The sequence below is a fragment of the Streptomyces durocortorensis genome, from assembly GCF_031760065.1.
Classification (GTDB): Bacteria; Actinomycetota; Actinomycetes; order Streptomycetales; family Streptomycetaceae; genus Streptomyces.
This window is the reverse complement of record NZ_CP134500.1, coordinates 2529231-2549440: the sequence shown is the minus strand read 5'-3', so window position 1 is coordinate 2549440 and position 20210 is coordinate 2529231. Positions and strand designations below refer to the sequence as shown.

At 73.9% G+C, this 20210-nt stretch carries 9 protein-coding genes; 4 read left to right on the top strand and 5 right to left on the bottom strand.

All coding sequences use genetic code 11. The features are described 5' to 3' along the window. Positions 1-156: 156 nt before the first annotated feature. Genes RI138_RS11220 through RI138_RS11210 form a run of 3 tightly spaced genes read left to right on the top strand, consistent with a single transcriptional unit; the run spans position 157 to position 7672 of the window. Complete coding sequence (locus RI138_RS11220) at positions 157-3612, top strand: bifunctional glycosyltransferase/CDP-glycerol:glycerophosphate glycerophosphotransferase (RefSeq protein WP_311119795.1); 3456 nt, start codon at positions 157-159, stop codon at positions 3610-3612. Then, the gene (locus tag RI138_RS11215; protein WP_311119794.1) at positions 3609-6533 is read left to right on the top strand and encodes a bifunctional glycosyltransferase/CDP-glycerol:glycerophosphate glycerophosphotransferase; all 2925 of its coding nucleotides are present in this window, start codon (positions 3609-3611) and stop codon (positions 6531-6533) included. Before RI138_RS11220 ends, RI138_RS11215 begins: the two co-directional genes overlap by 4 nt. Next, positions 6530-7672: a glycosyltransferase gene (locus RI138_RS11210; protein ID WP_311119793.1), complete on the top strand. Its 1143-nt coding sequence runs from the start codon at positions 6530-6532 to the stop codon at positions 7670-7672. Before RI138_RS11215 ends, RI138_RS11210 begins: the two co-directional genes overlap by 4 nt. 29 nt (positions 7673-7701) lie before the next feature. On the opposite strand, the gene RI138_RS11205 is transcribed toward RI138_RS11210, so the two are convergent. From RI138_RS11205 to RI138_RS11185, 5 genes are all read right to left on the bottom strand, one after another. Then, positions 7702-9966, bottom strand: a complete 2265-nt coding sequence (locus RI138_RS11205) for a bifunctional glycosyltransferase/CDP-glycerol:glycerophosphate glycerophosphotransferase (protein WP_311119792.1) — start codon at positions 9964-9966, stop codon at positions 7702-7704. Between the two features lie 178 nt (positions 9967-10144). Continuing rightward, entirely contained in the window at positions 10145-11041 is an 897-nt protein-coding gene (locus RI138_RS11200; RefSeq protein ID WP_311119791.1) for a carbohydrate ABC transporter permease, read from the bottom strand. 100 nt (positions 11042-11141) lie between these two features. Further along, positions 11142-12428, bottom strand: a complete 1287-nt coding sequence (locus tag RI138_RS11195) for a carbohydrate ABC transporter permease (protein ID WP_311122852.1) — start codon at positions 12426-12428, stop codon at positions 11142-11144. A gap of 97 nt (positions 12429-12525) precedes the next feature. Continuing rightward, positions 12526-13893 (bottom strand): ABC transporter substrate-binding protein, encoded by a 1368-nt coding sequence (locus tag RI138_RS11190; protein ID WP_311119790.1) that lies wholly within the window; start codon positions 13891-13893, stop codon positions 12526-12528. 160 nt (positions 13894-14053) lie between these two features. Next, a complete protein-coding gene (locus RI138_RS11185; RefSeq protein WP_311119789.1) occupies positions 14054-17893 on the bottom strand; it encodes an FHA domain-containing protein in 3840 nt (1279 codons plus the stop codon). Between the two features lie 630 nt (positions 17894-18523). Between RI138_RS11185 and RI138_RS11180 the strand changes: the two genes are divergently transcribed. Then, positions 18524-20194: a serine/threonine-protein kinase gene (locus RI138_RS11180; protein WP_311119788.1), complete on the top strand. Its 1671-nt coding sequence runs from the start codon at positions 18524-18526 to the stop codon at positions 20192-20194. Positions 20195-20210 lie beyond the last annotated feature (16 nt).

Sequence of the window (20210 nt, the reverse complement as noted above, 5' to 3'; positions counted from 1 at the left end):
GGCGCGCCCCCGTACGCGTGACCCCACCCTCGCGGTCACCCGAATGGACCCCCTCGGGTGACCGGTCCCCCCGGTGCGGGTTGTACCCCATGGCCCCTCAATGCCCCTCGACCGGCACCCCCTGATGCCGTCCGCCCGAAAGGATCGTGCGCTGCGATGGCACCCCGTCTCACCGTCGTCGTCCCCCTCTACAACGTCGAGGACTACCTCGGTGCCTGTCTGTCCTCGCTCGCCGAACAGAGCATGGAGGACCTGGAGGTCGTCCTCGTCGACGACGGCTCCACCGACAACGGGCCAGTCCTCGCCCAGGAGTTCGTGGACCGGGACCCCCGGTTCCGGCTGGTCCGGCAGGAGAACGCCGGGCTCGGCGCGGCCCGTAACGCCGGGGTCCGCGAGGCCGATCCCGAGGCGGAGTTCCTGACGTTCGTCGACAGCGACGACCTCGTCCCGCCCGGCGCTTACACCCGGATGCTGGCCGAACTCGACCGCTCCGGCTCCGACTTCGCGACCGGCAACGTGCTCAGGCTGCGGGCCGACGGGGGGCTGGAGCAGTCCCCGATGTACCGCAGGCCGATGGAGAAGGCCCGCTCGGCCACCCATGTCACCCGGGACTGGCTCCTGCTGGGCGACCGCATCGCCTGCAACAAGGTCTTCCGCCGGTCCTTCTGGGACGAACACGCCTTCGCCTTCCCGACCGGGGTGCTGTACGAGGACATCGCCGTCGTCCTGCCCGCCCACTTCCTGGCCCGCTCGGTCGACGTCGTCGAGGAGCCCGTCTACCACTGGCGGGACCGGGACGGTTCCATCACCACCCGGCGGGCCGTGCCCAAGGGAATCCGGGACCGGGTCACCGCCGTCACCACCGTCAGCCGATTCCTCGCCGAACGGCCGGGCGCGGCAGGAGCCGCCGAGGCCAAGCGGCGCTACGACGCCCACGCGCTCTCCGGGGACCTGTGGCTGTTCATCGAGGCCCTGCCGGAGGGCGACGCGGAGTTCCACGAGGCCTTCCTCGACCACGCGGGCGCCTTCGCCGCCACCGTCGAGCCCGGCGTCCTCACCGAACTGCCCCTGCACCTCAGGGTCAAGTGGCAGCTCATCCGCGAACGCCGCCTCGCCGAACTCCTCGCCCTCCTCGCCGACGAGAAGAAGGACCGGGACACCTTCCATGTACGCGGGCTGCTCCGCCCCCGCGCCCACCACCCGGCCGTCCAGGCCCCGTTGCCGCCCGCCACGACCGCGCTGACCCCCGCCGACCTCCCCGTCCACGCCCACCTCACCGAGGCCGTGTGGCGGGACGGGCTGCTCCGTCTGACCGGATACGCCTACGTGCGCAACGCCCCCGGCGGCCCGGTGCGGCTCGGGTGGCTGCGGTCCGGGAAGCGGTTGATCCCGCTGCGGACGCGTCCGGTCCCGGGCGACGAGGCCACGGCCCGCTCCGGCCGCTCCCTCCACCGCTACGACCGCGCCGGATTCGAGGCCGTCGTCGACCCGCGCAGGCTCACCGCCAAGGGCACGGGCAGCGGCCTGCGTGCAACGTGGAAGCCGGAGGTCGTCGTCATCGGTGCGGGCCGTCCGCGCCGGGGCCCCATGCGGCTCGTCGGCACCCCCGCCCCGCCCGCCGTGACGTACACCGACGAGCGGACCCGTATCGTCCCCGTCCTGTCCGGCAACAAGCTGGAGCTGCGCACCGAACGCGTCGCCGCCGTCCTGACCGGGCAGTCGGCGGTCGAGGACGCCGTACGCCTGGAGGTGAAGGTCCTCGGCGACGCCGGGCCCGTAGCCCTGCGGCTCACCGAGTGGCGCACCAAGGAGACCCGGGAGTTCGCCCTGCGCGGCTCGCTCGGCTCCCGGGCGGCGGACATCCCGCTCAGTGCCTTCCGCGGCGAGGAGGACATCTGGGGCGTCCAACTCGTCGGCGAGGAAAAGCCGTTGACCGTCGCCGCCCGGACCGACGGCGAGGACGGGCGCTACCCACTGCCCGGCGGCCGTGAGCTGTACGCGGCCCCCAACCCCTCCGGCGACCTGGTGCTCACCGACCGGGCCGTGCAGCCCGTCGTCACCGGCGTGGAGTGGGACGAGGCGTCGCTGACTCTCACCGGCACGTTCCCCGAGCCCGCCGGCGGCCCCCGCGAACTGGTCCTGCGCCACAGCGGCCACCACGAGGAGGCCGTCGTCGCACTGGAGCGAGGGGAGGGCGACCGCTTCCGGGCCGTGCTCGCACCCGCCGCTGTCGAAGGACCCGGCGGGCCGCTGCCGCTGGCCGAGGGGCGGTGGTATCCGTTCCTGCGGAAGCCCGGGGAGCGTGATGCGGAGGCCTACCGGCCGCTGCGGCTGAGCACCTCCCTGCACCACACCCTGCCCCGGCAACAGCACGTTCATGGGCGTGACTTCACCCTCCAGCGGCGCTACCACGACCGGCTCGTCCTGGAGTCCGGCAGTGCGCTGGCGGCCGAGGAGAGAGGGGCCTACGGACAGCGCGTGCAGCGCGAGCGGTACGCCGCACTGCGCGTCACCTCGGCCGACCGACTGCGCCCGGCCGTCCTCTACTCCAGCTTCGACGGACGGCAGTACTCCGACTCGCCCCGCGCCGTCCACCGCGAACTGGCCGACAGGAGAGCGGGCATCGAGCATCTGTGGGCCGTACGCGACCAGCAGACGGCCGTGCCCGACGGGGTCCGCCCCGTCGGGCTGCACAGCGCGGAGTGGCACGAGGCGCTGGCCCGCAGCAGGTGGATCGTCACCAACACCCAGCTCCCCGAGTGGTTCGAGCGGGCCCAGGGCCAGTGCGTCGTCCAGACCTGGCACGGCACCCCGCTCAAGCGCATCGGCCGCGACCTCGCGGGCACCCCCTACGCCGACACCGCCTACATGGCCTCCATGGAACACCGGGCCGCCCAGTGGAGCGTGCTCGTCTCCCCGAACAGCTTCGCCACCCCCGTCCTGCGCCGCGCCTTCGGCCACACCGGCGAGGTCCTGGAGTGCGGCTACCCGCGCAACGACCTCCTGCACGCCCCCGACCGGGCCAAGATCGCCGCCGCCGTACGGGAACGTCTCGCGATCCCCGAGGGGCGGCGGGTGATCCTCTACGCCCCCACCTGGCGCGAGGACCGGCCCAAGCAGGGCGGCCGCTACGGGCTCGACCTCCGACTCGACCTGGAGGAGGCCCGCCAGGCACTCGGGGACGACCACGTCCTGCTGGTGCGCCGCCACTACCTCGTCGGCGGCAGCGTCCCGGACACCGGCTTCGTCCGCGATGTCTCGCGCCACTCGGATGTCGCCGAACTGCTCCTGATCAGCGACGTCCTGGTCACCGACTACTCCTCGATCCTGTTCGACTTCGCGCAGACCGGCCGCCCGATGCTCTTCCATACCTACGACCTGGCGCACTACCGCGACACCCTGCGCGGCTTCTGCTTCGACTTCGAGCGCCGCGCCCCCGGCCCCCTGATCCCCGACTCCGCCGGGATCGTGGCCGCCCTGCGCGAGCCGGAGGCCGCCACCGCCGGGCACCGGGAGGCGTACGAACGGTTCCGGGAGGCGTTCTGCGACCTCGACGACGGGAGCGCGGCCGCGCGCGTCGTCGACCGGATGCTCAAGGGGGAGCAGTCGTGAGCGACTTCAGCTGTGTGATCACCGGGGGCGGGGACGGCGGCGACGGCGGGGGCCGAGGAGGGGCCGAAGCCCTGCGCGCCTCCGTGGACTCCGTGCTCGGCCAGTCGCTGCGCGCCTCCGAGGCCGTCGTCGTCCTCGCCTCGACCGCAGACGCGGCCACCCGCACGGCCGCCCGCGCCCTGGCTGACCGGGCCCCCGACCGCGTCCGCCTCGTCCACGCCGACCCGGCCGTCCGGACCACCGGTGCCCTGCGCAACGCGGGCCTGGACGCGGTGACGGGCCGGTACGTCCTGGTGCTCGCCCCCGGCGAACGCCTCCAGCGGCACGCCTGCCGCAACCTCTGGCAGGCGGGCGAACGCAGCCGGGCCGACCTGGTCGCGGGCCGCTGGAGCCGGGCCGCCGACGAGATGGGCAAGGAACGGGAGCCGTCCTGGCAGGGCGAGCTGTACGCCCGCTCCCGCACCCTCGCCCGCTTCACCGAGGCCCCCGAACTCGTCGTCAGGGACGCCCTGGTGACCGGATTCTGCCTGCGCCGCGAGGCCGTCCGGTTGCACGGGCTGCGATACGAGGAGGATCTGGCCCACGGCGAGATCCTGTTCGGCCCGCTCGCCGCCGCCGCGGTCGGCCGGATCGCCCTGGTGCGCCGCCTGATCGTCACCGGGCGGGCCGTCCCGGACCGGGCCCGCGACCTCACCGCCCTGGTCGAGGCCCACCGCAGGGTCGCCAACACCCTCGTCGCGCGCGGACTGCCCGAACTGCGCCAGGCGCGGGAGGAGGCCTTCGCCCGCGACCATCTGGTGCCGCTCGTCCGGTCCTTCCCCCGGCTGCCCGCCGCCCGCCGCGAGAGGGCCGCCGCAGCCGCCGCCCGCGCCCTGACCGGCCCCTTCCCGCCGGACCGCACGACCCTGCCCCCGCTTGAGCGGGTCGCGGTGCGGCTGCTGGCCCGGGGCGACGAGGAGGGGGTCCTCGCGGCGGCGTACGCGCTGAGCAGGCCCGCCACCGTGTGCGCGCCGCTCGTCACAGGGCCGGGCGGGCGGGTGCGGTGGGACGAGCGGTGCCCGGTCGATGTCACCGAACTCGGCCACCAGTACCGCGGGTTCGGTGAGCAGCGGCTGATGAACCGGCTCATCCGATGTGCCTCCGACGGCGGCCTCCTGCTGCTCGAAGGACGCCTCGTGCTGCCCGGCCACAGCGGACCGGCCCCCGACGCGCCGCTCACCGCCACCCTGGAGTTCCGGGCACGGGGCGGGGCGCGCGCCGTCGCGTTCCCGGTCGAGGAGGTGCGGCACGACGGGACCGGGATCACCTGGCGGGCGCGCGCCGACATCGCACGCCTCCTGCGCCCCGTCGGCGTACGCGACACGGCGTGGGACGCGCGGCTGACCGTACAGGCCGACGGCCCCGACGGCCCCCGCTCCGTCAGCGATCCATTCGCCCCGCAGGACCAGGTTTCGGGCGCGCTCCGGTTCGCCGCCCGGCCCCGCCTCGGGCCTCTCGCCGGGGACACCTGGGAGCCCTACATCACCGTCAAGGACCACCTCGCGCTCCGCCTCACCGCACGCCGCCGCCCGGCCCGCACCACCCACCGGCTGATCCGCTACGCCACGCACTTCCGGCCCGCCCGCAAGGCGAAGCTCCTCGTCCGCACCCTGCGCAAGCGCCTGGGCCGCTACCGCTCCCGGGGTTTCAAGACCTCCGTCCACAACACCTGGCTCACCCGGCTTCCCGTCCGCCGGGGCTCCGCCGTCTTCGAGAGCCACATGGGCACCTGTTACGGCGACAGCCCGCGCGCCCTGTACGAGGAGATCCGCCGCCAGGGCCTGAAGCTGCACGCCACCTGGTCCTACGACCCCTCCCCGGACGGCTTCCCGGACGACGCCCGCCTCGTACGCCGCTGGTCCTGGCGGTATCTGTGGGCGCTGGCCCGCGCCGAGTACTGGGTCGACAACCAGGGCTTCCCGCTCCCCCTGCGCAAGCCCTCCCACACCACCTACCTCCAGACCTGGCACGGCTCCGCGTACAAGCGGATGGGCTTCGACGAGACCCGCGTGCGGCTCCAGAACGCCCCGCAGCGCGAGCGGCTCCAGCAGGCCGTCCACCGCTTCGACCGCTTCCTCGTCCGCTCCGAGCACGACGTGCGCACCCTCGCCCGCGCCTACCGGCTGCCCGAGGACAGGCTCCTGCGCACCGGCTACCCGCGCAACGACGCCCTGGTCGCCGAGCGCACCCGGTCCGAGACCCAGGGGCGGCTGCCGCGCCCGCCGCTCGCCGGGGCGCTCGGGCTCGACGACCACAAGAAGACCGTGCTGTACGCGCCGACGTTCCGGGGCGGCCCCGGCAAGCAGCGCAGGGCCCGACTCCTGTTGGATGTACGGGAGTTCGCGGAGCGCTTCGGGGACACCCACACCCTGCTCGTCCGGGCCCACTACCTGGAGACCGCGCGGCTGCCGCTCTGTCCGCCCGGGACCGTCGTCGACGTATCGAGCCACCACGACGTCAGCGAGGTCCTCGCCCTCACCGACGTCCTGATCACCGACTACTCCTCGATCATGTTCGACTTCGCACTGCTCGACCGGCCGATCGTGCTGTTCGCCCCCGACCTCGACACGTACGCGGCCGAGCGCGGCAGCTACTTCGACCTGCGGGAGAAGGCCCCGGGCCCGGTCGCCGAGACCCAGGACGAGCTGTTCGCCGTCCTCGCGGAGCTGAAGCAGACCGAGACGCGCCACGCCGCTCAACGCGCCGCCTTCGCGGCGGAGTTCGGGATCTACGACGAGGGTGACGCGGCCCGCAGGACCGTCGCGGCCGTCTTCGGGCCCCGAGTTTCCCCAGGTCCTCCGGTTTCCCCGGGCCATCCGGGCTCCCGGGACGCCCTGGGAGCCCGCCACATCACCGACCACGACCGGGGGGCCGGCCGATGAGCCGCGACATCTTCATCGTCTCCAACAGCACCGACGAACTCGGCGGCGTCACCGGCTGGATGCATCAGACCGCCCGCCTCTTCGCCGGCCAGGGCCACCGGGTCCACACCATCGGCATCCACGCCTCCGACCTCAAGATGGCGCTGCCCGGGCAGCCCGCCCACCCCGTCACCGCCCTCTACCCGTCCCACCCGCCGACCCCCTGGACGCCCCACGGCATCCGCGACCGCTTCCGCATCCCCACCCGCCGCAGGGAAGCGGCCCGGTCAGCCGCCAAGAAGCAGGCGGTCGGGCGGCTCTCGGATCTCTTCGCGACAGCCCGACCCGGCGCGGTCGTCATCGTCACCCAGGTGTGGGCGATGGAGTGGGTCGGGGAGGCCGACACCACCGGGCTGCGGGTCATCGGGATGAGCCACGAGTCCTACGACTACTCCCGCGCGAGCCACCGCTACCGCTGGATCAGGAATCACTACAAGGACCTCGACCACTGGCTCGTCCTCACCGAGGAGGACGCCGACCAGTGGGCCGGGGACGGCATGAACAACGTCGGCTTCCTGCCCAACGCCCTCACCCGGCTGCCCGTCGTGCCCTCCCCGCGCACCGCGAGGACCGTCGCCAGCATCGGCCGCCTCAGCGACCAGAAGGGCATCGACCTGCTCCTGGACACCTGGGCCCTGGTCGCACCCGCCCGCCCCGACTGGAAGCTCCGCGTGTACGGGGCGGGGGAGGACGAGGCCGCGCTGAAGCAGCAGTGCACGGACCTCGGGCTCGACGGGTCCGTGGAGTGGATGGGCCGCACCGACGATGTGGAGCGTGCCCTCGCACAGTCCTCGGTCTTCGTCCAGTCCTCCCGCGGCGAGGGCTTCCCGCTCGCGCTGCTGGAGGCGATGGCCTGCGGTCTGCCGTGTGCCGCCTTCGACTGCGCGCCCGGCGTCCGCGAGATCGTCCGGGACGGTGAGGACGGGCTCCTGGCCCCCGCCGGGGACGTCGCCGCCCTCGCCGACCGGCTGCTGCGGCTGACCGGCAACCCCCGGCTGCGCGACGCGATGGGCGCCCGCGCGAGGTCCGGGGCGCAGCGGTTCTCCGAGCCGGAGACGCTGCGCCGCTGGGAGGAATTGTTCGCGTTCCTGGAGCGCTGAGCACTGAGCGCTGCCGGGCGCGGACCGGTTCAGCGCCCTTGGAGCGCTGAACCCGCCGGGAGCTCCTGGGCCCAGGACCGGGCCCTCTTCTCCTGCGCGGGCAGCGCACCGGGCGTCCGGCGAGCCGTGGACGGCACCGGCAGCGGCAGCCCGTCCGTCTCCCCGAGGAAGACCCGCCGCACCACGCGCTCGGCGGCGTACCCGTCGTCGTACGGGCAGAACCGGGCCCTGAAGGCGGCCCGCAGCTGCGCCGAGCGGGAGCCGCGCCAGTGATCCGTGGCGAAGATGTCGAACAGCTCGTCCTGACTGCGGGCGATGATGCCGGGCGGGAACGCGGTGATGTCGAAGTACGTGCCCCGTGCCGCTTCGTACGCCTCGATGTCCTCCAGGTGCAGGACCACCGGGCGGTCCAGGTTGACGTAGTCGAACATCAGCGACGCGTAGTCCGTGATCAGGGCGTCGGAGGCGAGGGCCAGCGTCTGGACGGACCGGTGGGCGCCGACGTCGATGATCCGGGGATGCGGCGTACGGCGGCCGCAGCCGGGGGCGACCGGGTGGGGCGTACGGGCCAGGATGACGAACTGCGGGCCCAGGACCCGGATCAGCCGCTCCAGATCCAGCACCGGCCGCTGCGACCGCCGGTAGTCGCGGTGCTCCGGGGCGTACAGCAGGGCCGTACTGCCCGCCGGGATTCCCAGCGTCTCGCGCAGCCGGGCCACATCGGCCGGGCCGGTGCGGTGATAGACGTCGTTGCTGGGGGAGCCGTACTCCAGCGTCGTGTACGCGGACGGATAGGCCCGCTCCCGTACGAGGGTGGCGTGCGGGTTCGCGGAGAGCGAGAAGTCCCAGGTGTCCACGGAGCGCAGCAGCTGCTCGAAGTCGGTGCCCCGGGCGGCGGCGGGCCGGTCCAGGAGATCGGTGCCCACGGTCCGCAGCGGAGTGCCCTCGTGGGTCTGGAGCAGGACCTGCCCCCGGCGCTTGACCAGCCGGTGGTCGAAGGGGGCGTTGTTCACGAGGTACGCGGAGCGGGCCAGCGCCGTCCAGTAGGCGAAGGTGTCCGGCGCGAGGTGCCGGGTGCCGGTGGGCACGGTGTGGGCATCGACGGGGCGACAGATCCACGCCGTCCGCAGCCCCGGGACCAGCTCGCGCGCTTTCGCCTCGATTGCCGCCGGGCTGCCCGTGAAGCCCCGGTTCCCCCGTGCGGCGAACACCGCGTCCCGGGAGCGCAGCGGCAGCCGCAACTGGACCCGGTAGTGCACCTGGTGCGCCGTACTCCGCACCGCCCGGCGCACCGCGGCCGAGCCCCGCCGCAGCCGCCCGCCCAGCCGCTGGGCCCCCGACAGCGTCCGGTAGGTGCGCCGCGCACCGAGCCGCATCAGCCCGTGCCGCAGCAGCGCGCGGCGGGGGGCCGGAGCCCCGGGCGCGTGATGGCGGCGGCAGGACGCGGTCGCCCGGCGGAAGAACGCGGCCCGGCTGTGCGGCGGCAGCCGGTCCCGCGAGGCGAACAGGGCCGAGTAGTGGTCGAGCATCCGCCGGTACATCACCGGCCGCCAGGGAGCCAGCGGGGGGCGGGATTCGATGAACGCGAAGACCCGGTCGTACTGGTCGAAGACGTCGAAGTGCTTCTCGCTGGTGGTGGAGAGGATGTTGCCGCGCCGCCGCTGCCGGTAGGAGACGCAGACCGCGTCCAGGACCGCGATCGACCCGGCCGACATCAGCACCGGGTAGGTCCAGGGGGTGTCCTCGTAATAGCCGGGCGGGAAGGTGAAGCCCTCGGCCTCGACGAACGCGCGGCGGTACGCCTTGTTCCAGACGACCATGAGGAGTTGCAGCAGCTCGGGGCGGTCGGTGAGCCGGAAGGAGGCCGGTCCGCTCTCGTCGAGATGGGCGGCCAGGACGTTGCGCACGCTGCGGCCCGACCAGTACGTCCGGGCGTAGTCGTACATCAGGACGTCGGGTTCGCCGGTCGCCCCGATCCGGTCGGCGATGGCCTGGAGCGCGTCCGGCAGCAGGGTGTCGTCGCCGTCGAGGAAGATCAGGTAGTCGCCGCTCGCCCGGGCCATCCCGGCGTTGCGGGCCGGGCCGAGACCGGTGTTGCGGGGCAGGTGGAGGGCGGTGACGCGGGGGTCCCGGCGGGCGTACTCGTCAGCGATCGGACCGCAGGCGTCGGGGGAGCGGTCGTCGACCACGATGATCTCGTAGTCCTTGAAGGACTGGCTCAGCACGGAATCCAGACACGCGTGCAGATACGCCTGGACCCGGAATGCGGGCACGATGACGGAGAACCGGGGCACTACACATCCATGGGTCGTTCGTTCGCGGGAACCAGGCAGACCTCAAACGTCGGATGGAATGACAGGGTTACGCCGGACGCGGCAATCGGGGGACGCGCACGGCGAAGCGGCCCGGTTCCGGGGAGCCGGGCCGCTTCGGATTGACGTACGGATGTGCGGACTTGAGGGTTCTTCCGGCCTACTTGACGGCCCCCGCCATGACGCCGTTGACGAACTGCCGCTGGAAGGCGAAGAACACCGCCAGCGGGATCACCATCGACATGAACGCCCCGGGCGCGAGCACATCGATGTTGTTGCCGAACTGGCGTACCTGCTGCTGCAGCGCCACGGTGATCGGCGGCGATCCGGAGTCCGCGAAGATCAGCGCGACCAGCATGTCGTTCCACACCCACAGGAACTGGAAGATCCCGAGCGAGGCGATCGCCGGACCGCCCAGCGGCATCACGACCCGGGTGAAGAGCCGGATCTCGCCCGCCCCGTCGAGCCGTGCGGCCTCCAGCAGTTCGCGCGGGATCTCCGCGAAGAAGTTCCGCAGCAGGAAGATCGCGAACGGCAGTCCGAAGGCCGTGTGGAACAGCACGACCCCGAGCGTCGTCTCGAAGATCCCGATGGTGCCGAAGAGTTCGGACACCGGGATCAGCGCGACCTGCACCGGCACCACCAGCAGCCCGACCACCAGCAGGAACCACCAGTCGCGGCCGGGGAAGTCCATCCAGGCGAAGGCGTATCCGGCGAGCGAGCCGATCACCACCACCAGGACGGTGGACGGCACGGTGATCATGATGGTGCTGAGGAGGGAGCCGGTGATCGCCGAATTGTCCAGCAGGCGTTGGTAGTTCTCGAAGGTCAGCTCGGACGGGGCGGTGAAGATCTTCCACCAGCCGGTCGCCGCGATGTCCTGCGGTCCGCGCAGCGAGGACAGCAGCAGGCCGATCGTCGGCATCAGCCAGAACAGGGCCACCAGGATCAGCAGGACCCGCATGACCCCGCCGCCGAGGAGGGCGGCGATGCGCGCGCCGAGGGACCGCCTGGCCTTGGCCGCTTCGAGGGTGCTCACCGTCGGTGTGCCGCTCATCGTCGCCCCTCCTTCCGCATCCGGCGGATGCTGCTGCGTTCTCCCGGGGGGCGACCCCCGGACCCCCGGCCGGCAGGCGGCCCGGGGCGGGTCGGACGCGTCATCGCCGCCCCTCCTTCCGCATCCGGCGGATGTTGAACAGCATCACCGGGATCACCAGCAGCAGCAGAAGCACCGCGATCGCGCTGCCGATCCCCAGGTCCGCGTCCGTGCCGAACGATGACCGGTACAGCTGGAGCGCCAGGACGTTCGCGTCGTCCTGGGAGGAGCCCGGCGCGATGATGAACACCAGGTCGAAGACCTTCAGCACGTTGATCATCAGCGTCACCAGGACCACCGCCAGGACGGGCGCGAGCATCGGCACGGTGATCCGGCGGAACACCTGCCACTCGTTCGCGCCGTCCACCCTGGCCGCCTCCAGGAGTTCGCGCGGCAGACCGGCCAGGCCCGCCGCGATCAGCACCATCGCGAACCCGGCCCACATCCACACGTAACTGCCGATGATCCCCGGTGTCACGAGGGACGGGCCGAGCCAGTCGACACCGTTGTACGGCTCGCGGAAGTTGTCGGCGGGCAGGCGCAGTCGGGCTCCGTCCGCCGAGGCGGGCAGGGTGAACACACCGTCCGCGCGCGCCGTGGCCGTGGCGACGACCTTCCCGTCCCTCACCGCCTCGACCTTCAGCCCCTTGAGCCCCAGCTCCTCCGGGTCGACGACGTTGGGCTCTCCGCCGCCGCCCCGGGTGAAGTCCAGCCAGGCCGTGCCGCTGATTCCGTCGCCGGACGCCGCCGGGGCGCCCTCGGCCGGCCGCGCGTCGCCCGGCATCTTCGCCGGGGCCACACCGACCAGCGGCACCCGCAGCGGCTGGCCCGCCCGGATCGGCTCCTTGGACACGAAGGTCCCGCCGTCGCCCTCCTCCAGCGGGTGGACGGGCAGCGGGCGTGCCTTCGGGAAGCCCGCGGACTCGGTGAACGTGTCGTGCACGCTCACCGCGACCGCGTTGGCCACCCCGCGCTCGGGGGCCTGGTCGTACACGAGCCGGAAGATGATGCCCGCCGCCAGCATCGAGATCGCCATCGGCATGAAGACGATCAGTTTGAACGCGGTGCCCCAGCGGATGCGTTCGGTCAGCACCGCGAAGATCAGCCCGAGTGCGGTGGCGACCGTCGGGGCGAAGACCACCCAGATCGCGTTGTTCTTCACCGCCGTGAGGATCGTGTCGTCGGTGAACAGCGCGGTGTAGTTGTCGATCCCGGCGAAGCCCGTACCGGCCTGGTCGAAGAACGACCGGTAGACCGAGTACCCGATCGGATACAGCACCAGCGCGCCGAGCAGCACCAGCGTGGGCAGCAGGAACACCGCCGCGACGGCCCGGCGGGTGGCCGTCACACTCTTGAGGGTCTTCGACGGCGGCGGGGACGGGCGCGGGTCCGTGTCTGCGGAGGGCGCCGCACCGGCACCCTCCGCGTTCGTGGTCGCCACCGCGTCAGCTCTTGTACGCCTTGGCCGCCGCGGACTCCAGCTGTTTCTGGGTCCCCGCGATGTCCTTCGGGTTCTTCAGGAAGTCCTGGAGGATCTTCCACTCGCCCGCCCCCGGCGTCCCGCCGAACGACTGCGGGGCCTGGTCGGACATGTCGAACCGGACGTCGTCACCGGCCTTCACCAGCGCCTCGGCCATGGTGCGCTGCACCTCGTTCGGGTACGCCTTCAGGTCCAGGGCCTTGTTCGGGGAGATGAACCCGCCCGCCCCGGCCCAGATCCTCGCCGCGTCGGCCGAGGCCAGCCACGTCAGCAACGCCTGCGCGCCCTTGGTGTCCTTCAGCGCGATCGCCGCGTCGCCGCCGGTCACCACGGGGGAGTCCGCACCGACCGCCGGGAACGGGAAGACCTTGGCGTCCGTACCGATCTTCGCCTCGGTCTGCGCGATGTTGACGGCGACGAAGTCACCCTCGAAGACCATCGCGCCCTTGGGCTGGTCGCCGCCGGTGAACGTCTGCGTCACCGACGTCGGGAACTCCGTCTGGAGCGCCCCGTCGGCACCGCCCGCGATCAGCTCCGGCCTGTCGAACAGCTCGGCGAGCGTGGACAGCGCGTCCTTCACCGACGGGTCGGTCCACGGGATCTCGTGCTTCGCCAGCTGGTCGTACTTCTCCGGGCCCGCCTGGGAGAGGTAGACGTTCTCGAACCAGTCGGTCAGCGTCCAGCCGTCCGCGCCGCCGACCGAGACTGGGGTGACGCCGGAGGCCGAGACGGTCTCCGCCGTGGTCAGGAAGTCCTTCCAGGTCTTCGGCTCGCTCGCCCCCGCGTTGTCGAACGCGGCGGCGTTGTACCAGATCAGAGACTTGTTGGCGGCCTTGAAGTACACGCCGTACTGGGTGCCGTCCACCGCGCCGAGGTCCTGCCAGACCTGCGCGTAGTTCTTGGTGAGCTGGGCCTGCGCCTCGGGCCCGACCGGCTTGGCCCACTTCTTCGCGACCGCCTGCTGTACGGCCCCGACCTGCGGGATCATCGCCACGTCCGGCGGCTGCCTGCCCTTGATCTTGGTGCCCAGGAAGTTGATGATCGGGTCCTGTGCCGGTACGAAGGTGACGCTCGCGCCCGTACGCTTCTCGAACTCGTCCAGCACCTTGGTGAAGTTGGCCTGCTCCGGTCCCGTCCAGACCGCGGCGACGGAGATGCTCTCGCCGTCCAGTTTCGGCAGCGTGACCGTGGGCGCGTTGTCCGTGCCCTGGCCGGAGCCGTCGCCCGACTTCTTCTTGCCGTCGCCGTCGTCGCTTCCACAGCCGGTGAGCGCGAGCGCGCCGACCGTCGCGAACACGAGCGCGGCCCTGCGTATCGAGAAGGTTGTGCGCATGCCTGCCCCGTCTCTTCCGTACGCGCCCGGTCACGTCCGCGTGCCCGGACGCCATCGTCCGTGCGCACAGTCCTACGCCCGGGGCACGGGCCCCGCAATACCGCCGTCGGGCCCAACGCGACGATCGTGACCGCCTCGTGACGTCACGTCAGCAGAGGGATCAGTTCGGAAACGGGACAAGCCCGGGCAGCGGCTCGGCGTTCACGGAACGGGCCGCGCGCTCCAGGGCGCTGGCGAGCAACGCCAGGTCGGTGGGCCCGTTGCCCAGCTCCCGGACCGGGCGCCGGGTCGGCGGATCGCCCATCCGCTCCCACTCCAGCGGGACGACGGTGGGGCGCAGTGTCGCCGTACGCGGGATACGGCCGGTGACCCGGCCCCCCTGGAACGGCGTCACCCGGCCGTCCGGGTGTCCCAGTCTGCCGCGTCCCGGGGCCGGTTCGTCCGGGGACGGCGGCAGCATGGGGGCGTCCAGCACGATGCGCAGCCGGGCGCCGCGGGCCAGTTCCGTGTCCTCGGTGCGGTCGGGGCGCGCGGAGGTGGCGACGAGGTGCACCCCGAGCCGCCCGCCGTCCCGGGCCACGGCCTCCAGGGCCCGCACCACCGAACCGGCGGCGGGGCGTCCGGGGCTGCCGAGGGCGGGGGCGACCAGCGCGTCGAAGTCGTCGGCGAGGACGACGAGCCGGGGCAGCGGGGACGGCCCCGGGTCCGCGGACCGCGCGGCGGCCGGGCGCAGCCGCAGGGTGCCGCTGGCCGGGGACTCCAGGTCGCCCCCCCGCTCGGCGCCGCTGGGCGGCCGCTGGCCCACGACGCGGGGGGTGGCCTGCTGCTCGTGCCGGGCGTAGCGCGCGTGCCACTCGGCGAAGTCCAGGTCGCCCAGCAGCTCGGCGCGCCGCTTCAGCTCACCGCCCAGGGCCTGCGCGAACTCCCGCATCCGGACCGGGTCGGACGCCACCAGGTGCGTGAAGACGTGCGGCAGCTCCGTACAGGGAAGCAGCCCTTCCCCGCGCTCGCCCCGCTCACCGCCGGAACCGTCGACGAGCAGGATGCCGAGCCGGTCGGGCCGGGCCGCGGCGGCGAGCGACGCGGCGACGGCCCGCAGCAGCTCGGTGCGGCCGCTGCCCGGAGGCCCCTCGATCAGCAGATGCGGCCCCTCGTCGGCGAGATCGACGCTCAGGGCCCCCCGGGGCCCGGCCCCGAGCACGAGCACCGGCCGCCCGGCGTGCACGGCGTGCCCGGGTGCGGCGGCCGGAGCCGCGCCGGGGTCGCGGGCGTCGAGGGGCGGGTAGGGGGTGCGGCCCGAGTCGGGGGTGCCGGTGCCCGGGGACGGGGCGCGGTCCGGGTTGCGGGTGCCCGCTGCCGGGCAGGGCGTGCGGCCGGAGCCGTGGGTGTCCAGGGGCGGGTACGGGGTGCGGTCCGGGTTGTACGCGTCCCGGGCCGGGTACGGGGTGCGGTCGGAGTCGGAGGTGCCGGGGTACGGGGTGCGGCCCGAGTCGGGGGTACCCGCTGCCGGGTAGGGCGTGTGGCCGGAATCGGGCTGGTGGGGGGTGCTCGCGGTGCGCTGGGGGCCCACGCGGGGGCCCGTGCTGAGGGTGCGGCCGGAGCCGGGGCTGTCCAGGTCCGCGCGGGCGGCCGGGGAAGCCGCTGCCGCCCTGGGGGCCGAGGCGCCCGGCTGGGCCTCCGCCGTTGACGCCCAGCGGGCCATCAGTGAGGCCGGTGTGGCGCGGGCCAGGCCCAGCTCGTCCAGCAGCCGGGCGGACGGCGGCAGCGCGGCGGACGTCGGGCGGCCCGCCAGCGCGGCCGATCCCTCCTCGCGCAGCGGCGCCAGGGCCCGCCCGAACCGCTCGGCCCAGGCCGCCGACACCGCGTCCACCGCGGCCACCGTGCCGTGCCCCGCGGCCTGTCCGCCCGCCGTGCGCAGCAGGCGCAACGCCGTGGCGACGTCACCGCTGAGCATCGCCACCGCCCCGCACTCGCGGAAGGCGATGGAGGCCCGGCAGGCGGCGTCGTACGTCGCGGCCACCGGGGAGGTGGGGGAGGACGCCGGGGTCTCGGCCAGACAGATCAGATGGATCCCGGCCGCCGCACCCGCTCCGGCCAGCCGGGCCGTGGTCTCGCGCAGCGCCGCCGTACCGGGGTCGCCGTCCAGCACGACCACCGTGTGCGGGCCCTTGTGCTCCCGGGCGGCCTCCGTCACGGCGGCCCGGTCCAGACTCGGCCAGCCCGGACCGAGCGGGCCCTCGTCGAGGCGGCGCACCAGCTCGGCCGTCCGGGCGGACGCTTGTTCACGGTCGTACGCGAGAAGCAGCCGGCAGTCCTGACCGTGCGTCGGGCGCAGATGCGGCAGCCACCCCAGCCAGGCCCACTCGCGTCGCCGCTCCTCCAGCGTGCGGGAGCGGTCCGTGGAGATGAGCACGATCTCCAGGTCGAACGGGGAGTGCAGCGCGGCGAGCTGCGCCACCGTCGCCCGGGCCAGCCCCGCCAGCCGGGCGCGCGGACCGGCGAGCCCCAGCGAACCGGCCTCCCGCAGCCCCACGGTCACCGGCACGGCGGGCACATCGGCCCGGTCCGTCGTCCCGAGCCGCACCACCAGCGCCTCCGGGTGCGCCGCGTGGCGCTCCCAGAGCCGGGGCCCGGGGCCGAGCGCGGTCAGCAGCACGGCCGCCGGATCGGGCCAGGTGCCCGCGGGCGCGGACGGCAGGGCGGAGAAGGGCGAGAGCGGGGAGGCGGGGGACGCCAGATGGCCGCCCCCGGCCGCAGGGCCCTCCGAGCCGCCCGGGCCGGGCGGCGTTCCCGGAGAGCCGCCCGAAGGGCCGTACGAACCGGCGGAAGCGCCGTATGCCGTCGACTCGGACGACTCGTAGGTCTCGTAGCTCTCGTACGCCGTCGAGCCGTACGGATCGTGCGGGGTGCCCGGAGCGCGCGGGGCGCGGGAGGATCCGGCCGCGCCGGGCCGTCCCGCCCCCGGGCCCGAGGCCTGTTCGCTTCTGCCGCCGCCCGTGAGCCGCCGCGCCCATGCCCCTATGCCGCTGCGCCGGGGCGTCGCGGTGGAGTCGAACTGCTCGCCGCGGGCGTGGGTGCCCTGTCCGGGGATCTCGCCAGGCCCGGCCTCGGCGCGGTCCGCGCGGTCCGGCCGGGCGGTGTCGTACGAGGCGCCGGCGGAAGGCCCGGAGGCCTGGGCCGGCAGGCCGAACGCGGCCCCGACGCCGGTCCCGGTCCCGGCCCCGGCGCCGTGGCCAGGGCCGCCGCCGTCGGGGCCGTACGCCGCGAACGGCTCACCCGCGGCGCGGCCGGACGCTCCGGAGGCGAACGGCTCACCCGCGGCGCCGCCCGCCGCACCGGCCCCCGCCGCCTCGACGCGCGCCACCCGCAGGTGTCCCTCGCCGTCCGGGGCGGTCGGCAGCGTCGCCGCACGGTGTCCCGCCGTGAGCCGGAGGGCCGATTCACCGAGCCGCAGCAGCGCGCCGGGCGAGAAGCGGACCGGGCGGTCGTGCACCTCGACGCCGTCCAGCGAGGTGCCGTTCGTCGAGCCGAGGTCGGCGACCGAGACCCGGCCGTCCTCGGAGACCGTCACCGCGCAGTGCAGCCGGGACACGTCCGGGTCGTCGAGCGGGACGTCCGCCTCGGCGGAGCGGCCGATCCGGATCTGCCCGCCGTGCAGCAGATGGACCCCGCCCGCGTCCGGCCCGGCGACCACGTGCAACTGGGCCGGAACGGCATCGTCCGCCGCCTCGTCCTCGCCGGGGACCTGGAGCGAGAGCACCGCACCGTCCACCAGTGGCGGTTCGCCCAGCGCGATGCGGTGCGCGTCCAGCCGCTCCTGTCCGGCGAAGAGCACGACCGCCCCGCCGCCCTGGGAGCTCTCGGGCCCCGCCACGGCGGAGGCCAGGCCCGAGGCGACGGCCGCCAGCGCCGTCCCGGCGGGGGCGGTGACGAGCACGTCGCAGGTGCGCGCCGGGGTCTGGCCGCTGCGCGGCGCGAGGACGGTCAGCCGGATCTGCATCGCCGTCGGCGGTCCCTTCTGCGCGGGGGTGCCCGGCAGGGGAAACGCCCTGTGATTCCCCCTACCCGGCACGGACACGTCGTCCGTACAGGTCGTCACGTACCGCGAGACTCCGACCCCGCAGATCCGTGCTGGAGGCATCCTTGCACCTGCCGCTGACAACACGCCCGGCGGTCACCTTTAAATGATCTTGAATGGTCGGCTGTGGGCGCAAAAGTGACCGCTTGCGTCCGGATCCCGCCGCCCGGAGGGGGCGGCGGGGAGTTGGGGGCGGCATCCGCCCGCCTCGCGAACGCGCGGCAGACCTGTGAGCCGCCGTGCGGCAACCATCTGCCCGGTCTGGCCGTCTTACCCCGAAACATGAACCCCACCTGGTGCCCCGTTCGGCGGCACCAGGGGGTGTCTCGCCGGTCATGGCCGGGCCCGCGACCCCTGGCACGGCACCTCGCCGCGTTGCCGAAACGTCCGAATCGCTCCGCGATTGAGGACGCTCCGGCGCCTTGCGATGCACCGCACCAGACGCCGCGGCCTGACCGGCCCTGACCGGCGAGACACCCCTTAGAGTGGGCCGGAACATCCGGGTGGGGCCCGGGGGACCGCAAGCACCACGATCAGCAGGGAGCGCATGACGTGCGGCCGGTAGGCAGCAAGTACCTGCTCGAGGAGCCGCTCGGGCGCGGCGCCACGGGCACCGTCTGGCGAGCCCGCCAGCGGGAGACCGCGGGCTCCGAGGCGGCCGTCGCGGGACAGCCCGGCGAGACCGTGGCCATCAAGGTCCTCAAGGAGGAGCTGGCCAACGACGCCGATGTCGTCATGCGGTTCCTGAGGGAGCGCTCGGTCCTCCTGAGGCTCACGCACCCGAACATCGTGCGTACCCGCGACCTCGTCGTCGAGGGCGATCTCCTCGCCCTGGTGATGGACCTGATCGACGGCCCCGACCTGCACCGCTACCTCCGCGAGAACGGCCCGCTCACCCCGGTCGCCGCCGCCCTGCTCACCGCGCAGATCGCGGACGCGCTCGCCGCCAGCCACGCCGACGGCGTCGTCCACCGCGACCTCAAGCCCGCCAACGTGCTGCTCGACGAGCGCGACGGCGGGATGACCCCGATGCTCACCGACTTCGGCATCGCGCGCCTGGCCGACTCCCCGGGGCTGACCCGGACCCACGAGTTCGTCGGCACCCCCGCCTACGTCGCGCCGGAGTCCGCCGAGGGCCGCCCGCAGACCTCCGCCGTGGACATCTACGGCGCGGGCATCCTGCTGTACGAGCTGGTCACCGGCCGCCCGCCGTTCGCCGGGGGCACCGCCCTCGAAGTCCTGCACCGGCACCTCAGCGAGGAGCCCCGCCGCCCCTCCACCGTCCCCGCACCGCTGTGGACGGTCATGGAGCGCTGCCTGAGCAAGGACCCGGACCGGCGGCCCAGCGCCGAGAACCTGGCCCGCGGCCTGCGTACGGTCGCCGCGGGCATCGGCGTCCACGCGAACTCCGCCCAGATCGCCGCCGCCGAAGGCGTGGGCGCCCTGCTCGCCCCCGACCCGGCGCCCACGGCCGTCCCGGAGACGCCCGGGGCCGCTGACCCCACGCAGGTGCTGCCGAGCAACGCGGGCTCGTACGACCCGGCCGCCGCCACCAGCGTGCTGCCGCAGACCGCCCCCGGGGCCCAGGGCGGCCACGCCGACCCGACCGCCGTCCTGCCGCCCGTGCCGCAGCGCCCCGACACCCCGCCGCAGCCGGACGGCCCGCACCCCTGGCAGTCCCAGCTCCAGGCGGCCCGCGACCGCAACGAGCAGACGCAGGTGCAGTACCTGGACCCGAGCCAGGACCCGCTGCGCCGCCGCCCCCAGCGCCAGGCACAGCCTCCGGCGCCCCAGCGGCAGCAGCCTCCGCAGCGCCGCCAGCCGCCCCCGCAGCACCAGCAGTACCCGCCGCAGCACCAGCAGCAACAACAGCAGCACCAGCCTCAGCGCTACCAGCAGCCTCAGCAGCCCCAGCGGCAGCAGTACGCGCCCCCGCAGCCGCAGCAGCCCCAGCAGCCCGCCCCGCGCCAGCCGCGGGAACCGCGTCCGCCGAGGCAGCGCGGCGCCAACCCGATGCGCATCCCCGGCCTCGGCTGCCTCAAGGGCTGCCTGTTCACCGTGGTGCTCCTGATCGTCGCGGGCTGGCTCATCTGGGAGCTGACCCCGCTCCAGGACTGGGTCGCCCAGGGCAAGGGCTACTGGGAAGCGATCGGCGACGGGATCGGCAAGGTCACCGACTGGATCTCCGAGATCGGCGAATCCACCGGAGGCTCGGGCACCTGACCTCGCCGCAGCGACT

What these genes read in the sequence shown, in the direction of transcription:
- RI138_RS11220 (WP_311119795.1), top strand. Translation starts at nt 157, where the DNA reads ATGGCACCCCGTCTCACCGTCGTCGTCCCCCTCTACAACGTCGAGGAC.
- RI138_RS11210 (WP_311119793.1), top strand. Translation starts at nt 6,530, where the DNA reads ATGAGCCGCGACATCTTCATCGTCTCCAACAGCACCGACGAACTCGGC.
- RI138_RS11200 (WP_311119791.1), bottom strand. Translation starts at nt 11,041, where the DNA reads ATGAGCGGCACACCGACGGTGAGCACCCTCGAAGCGGCCAAGGCCAGG.
- RI138_RS11190 (WP_311119790.1), bottom strand. Translation starts at nt 13,893, where the DNA reads ATGCGCACAACCTTCTCGATACGCAGGGCCGCGCTCGTGTTCGCGACG.
- RI138_RS11185 (WP_311119789.1), bottom strand. Translation starts at nt 17,893, where the DNA reads ATGCAGATCCGGCTGACCGTCCTCGCGCCGCGCAGCGGCCAGACCCCG.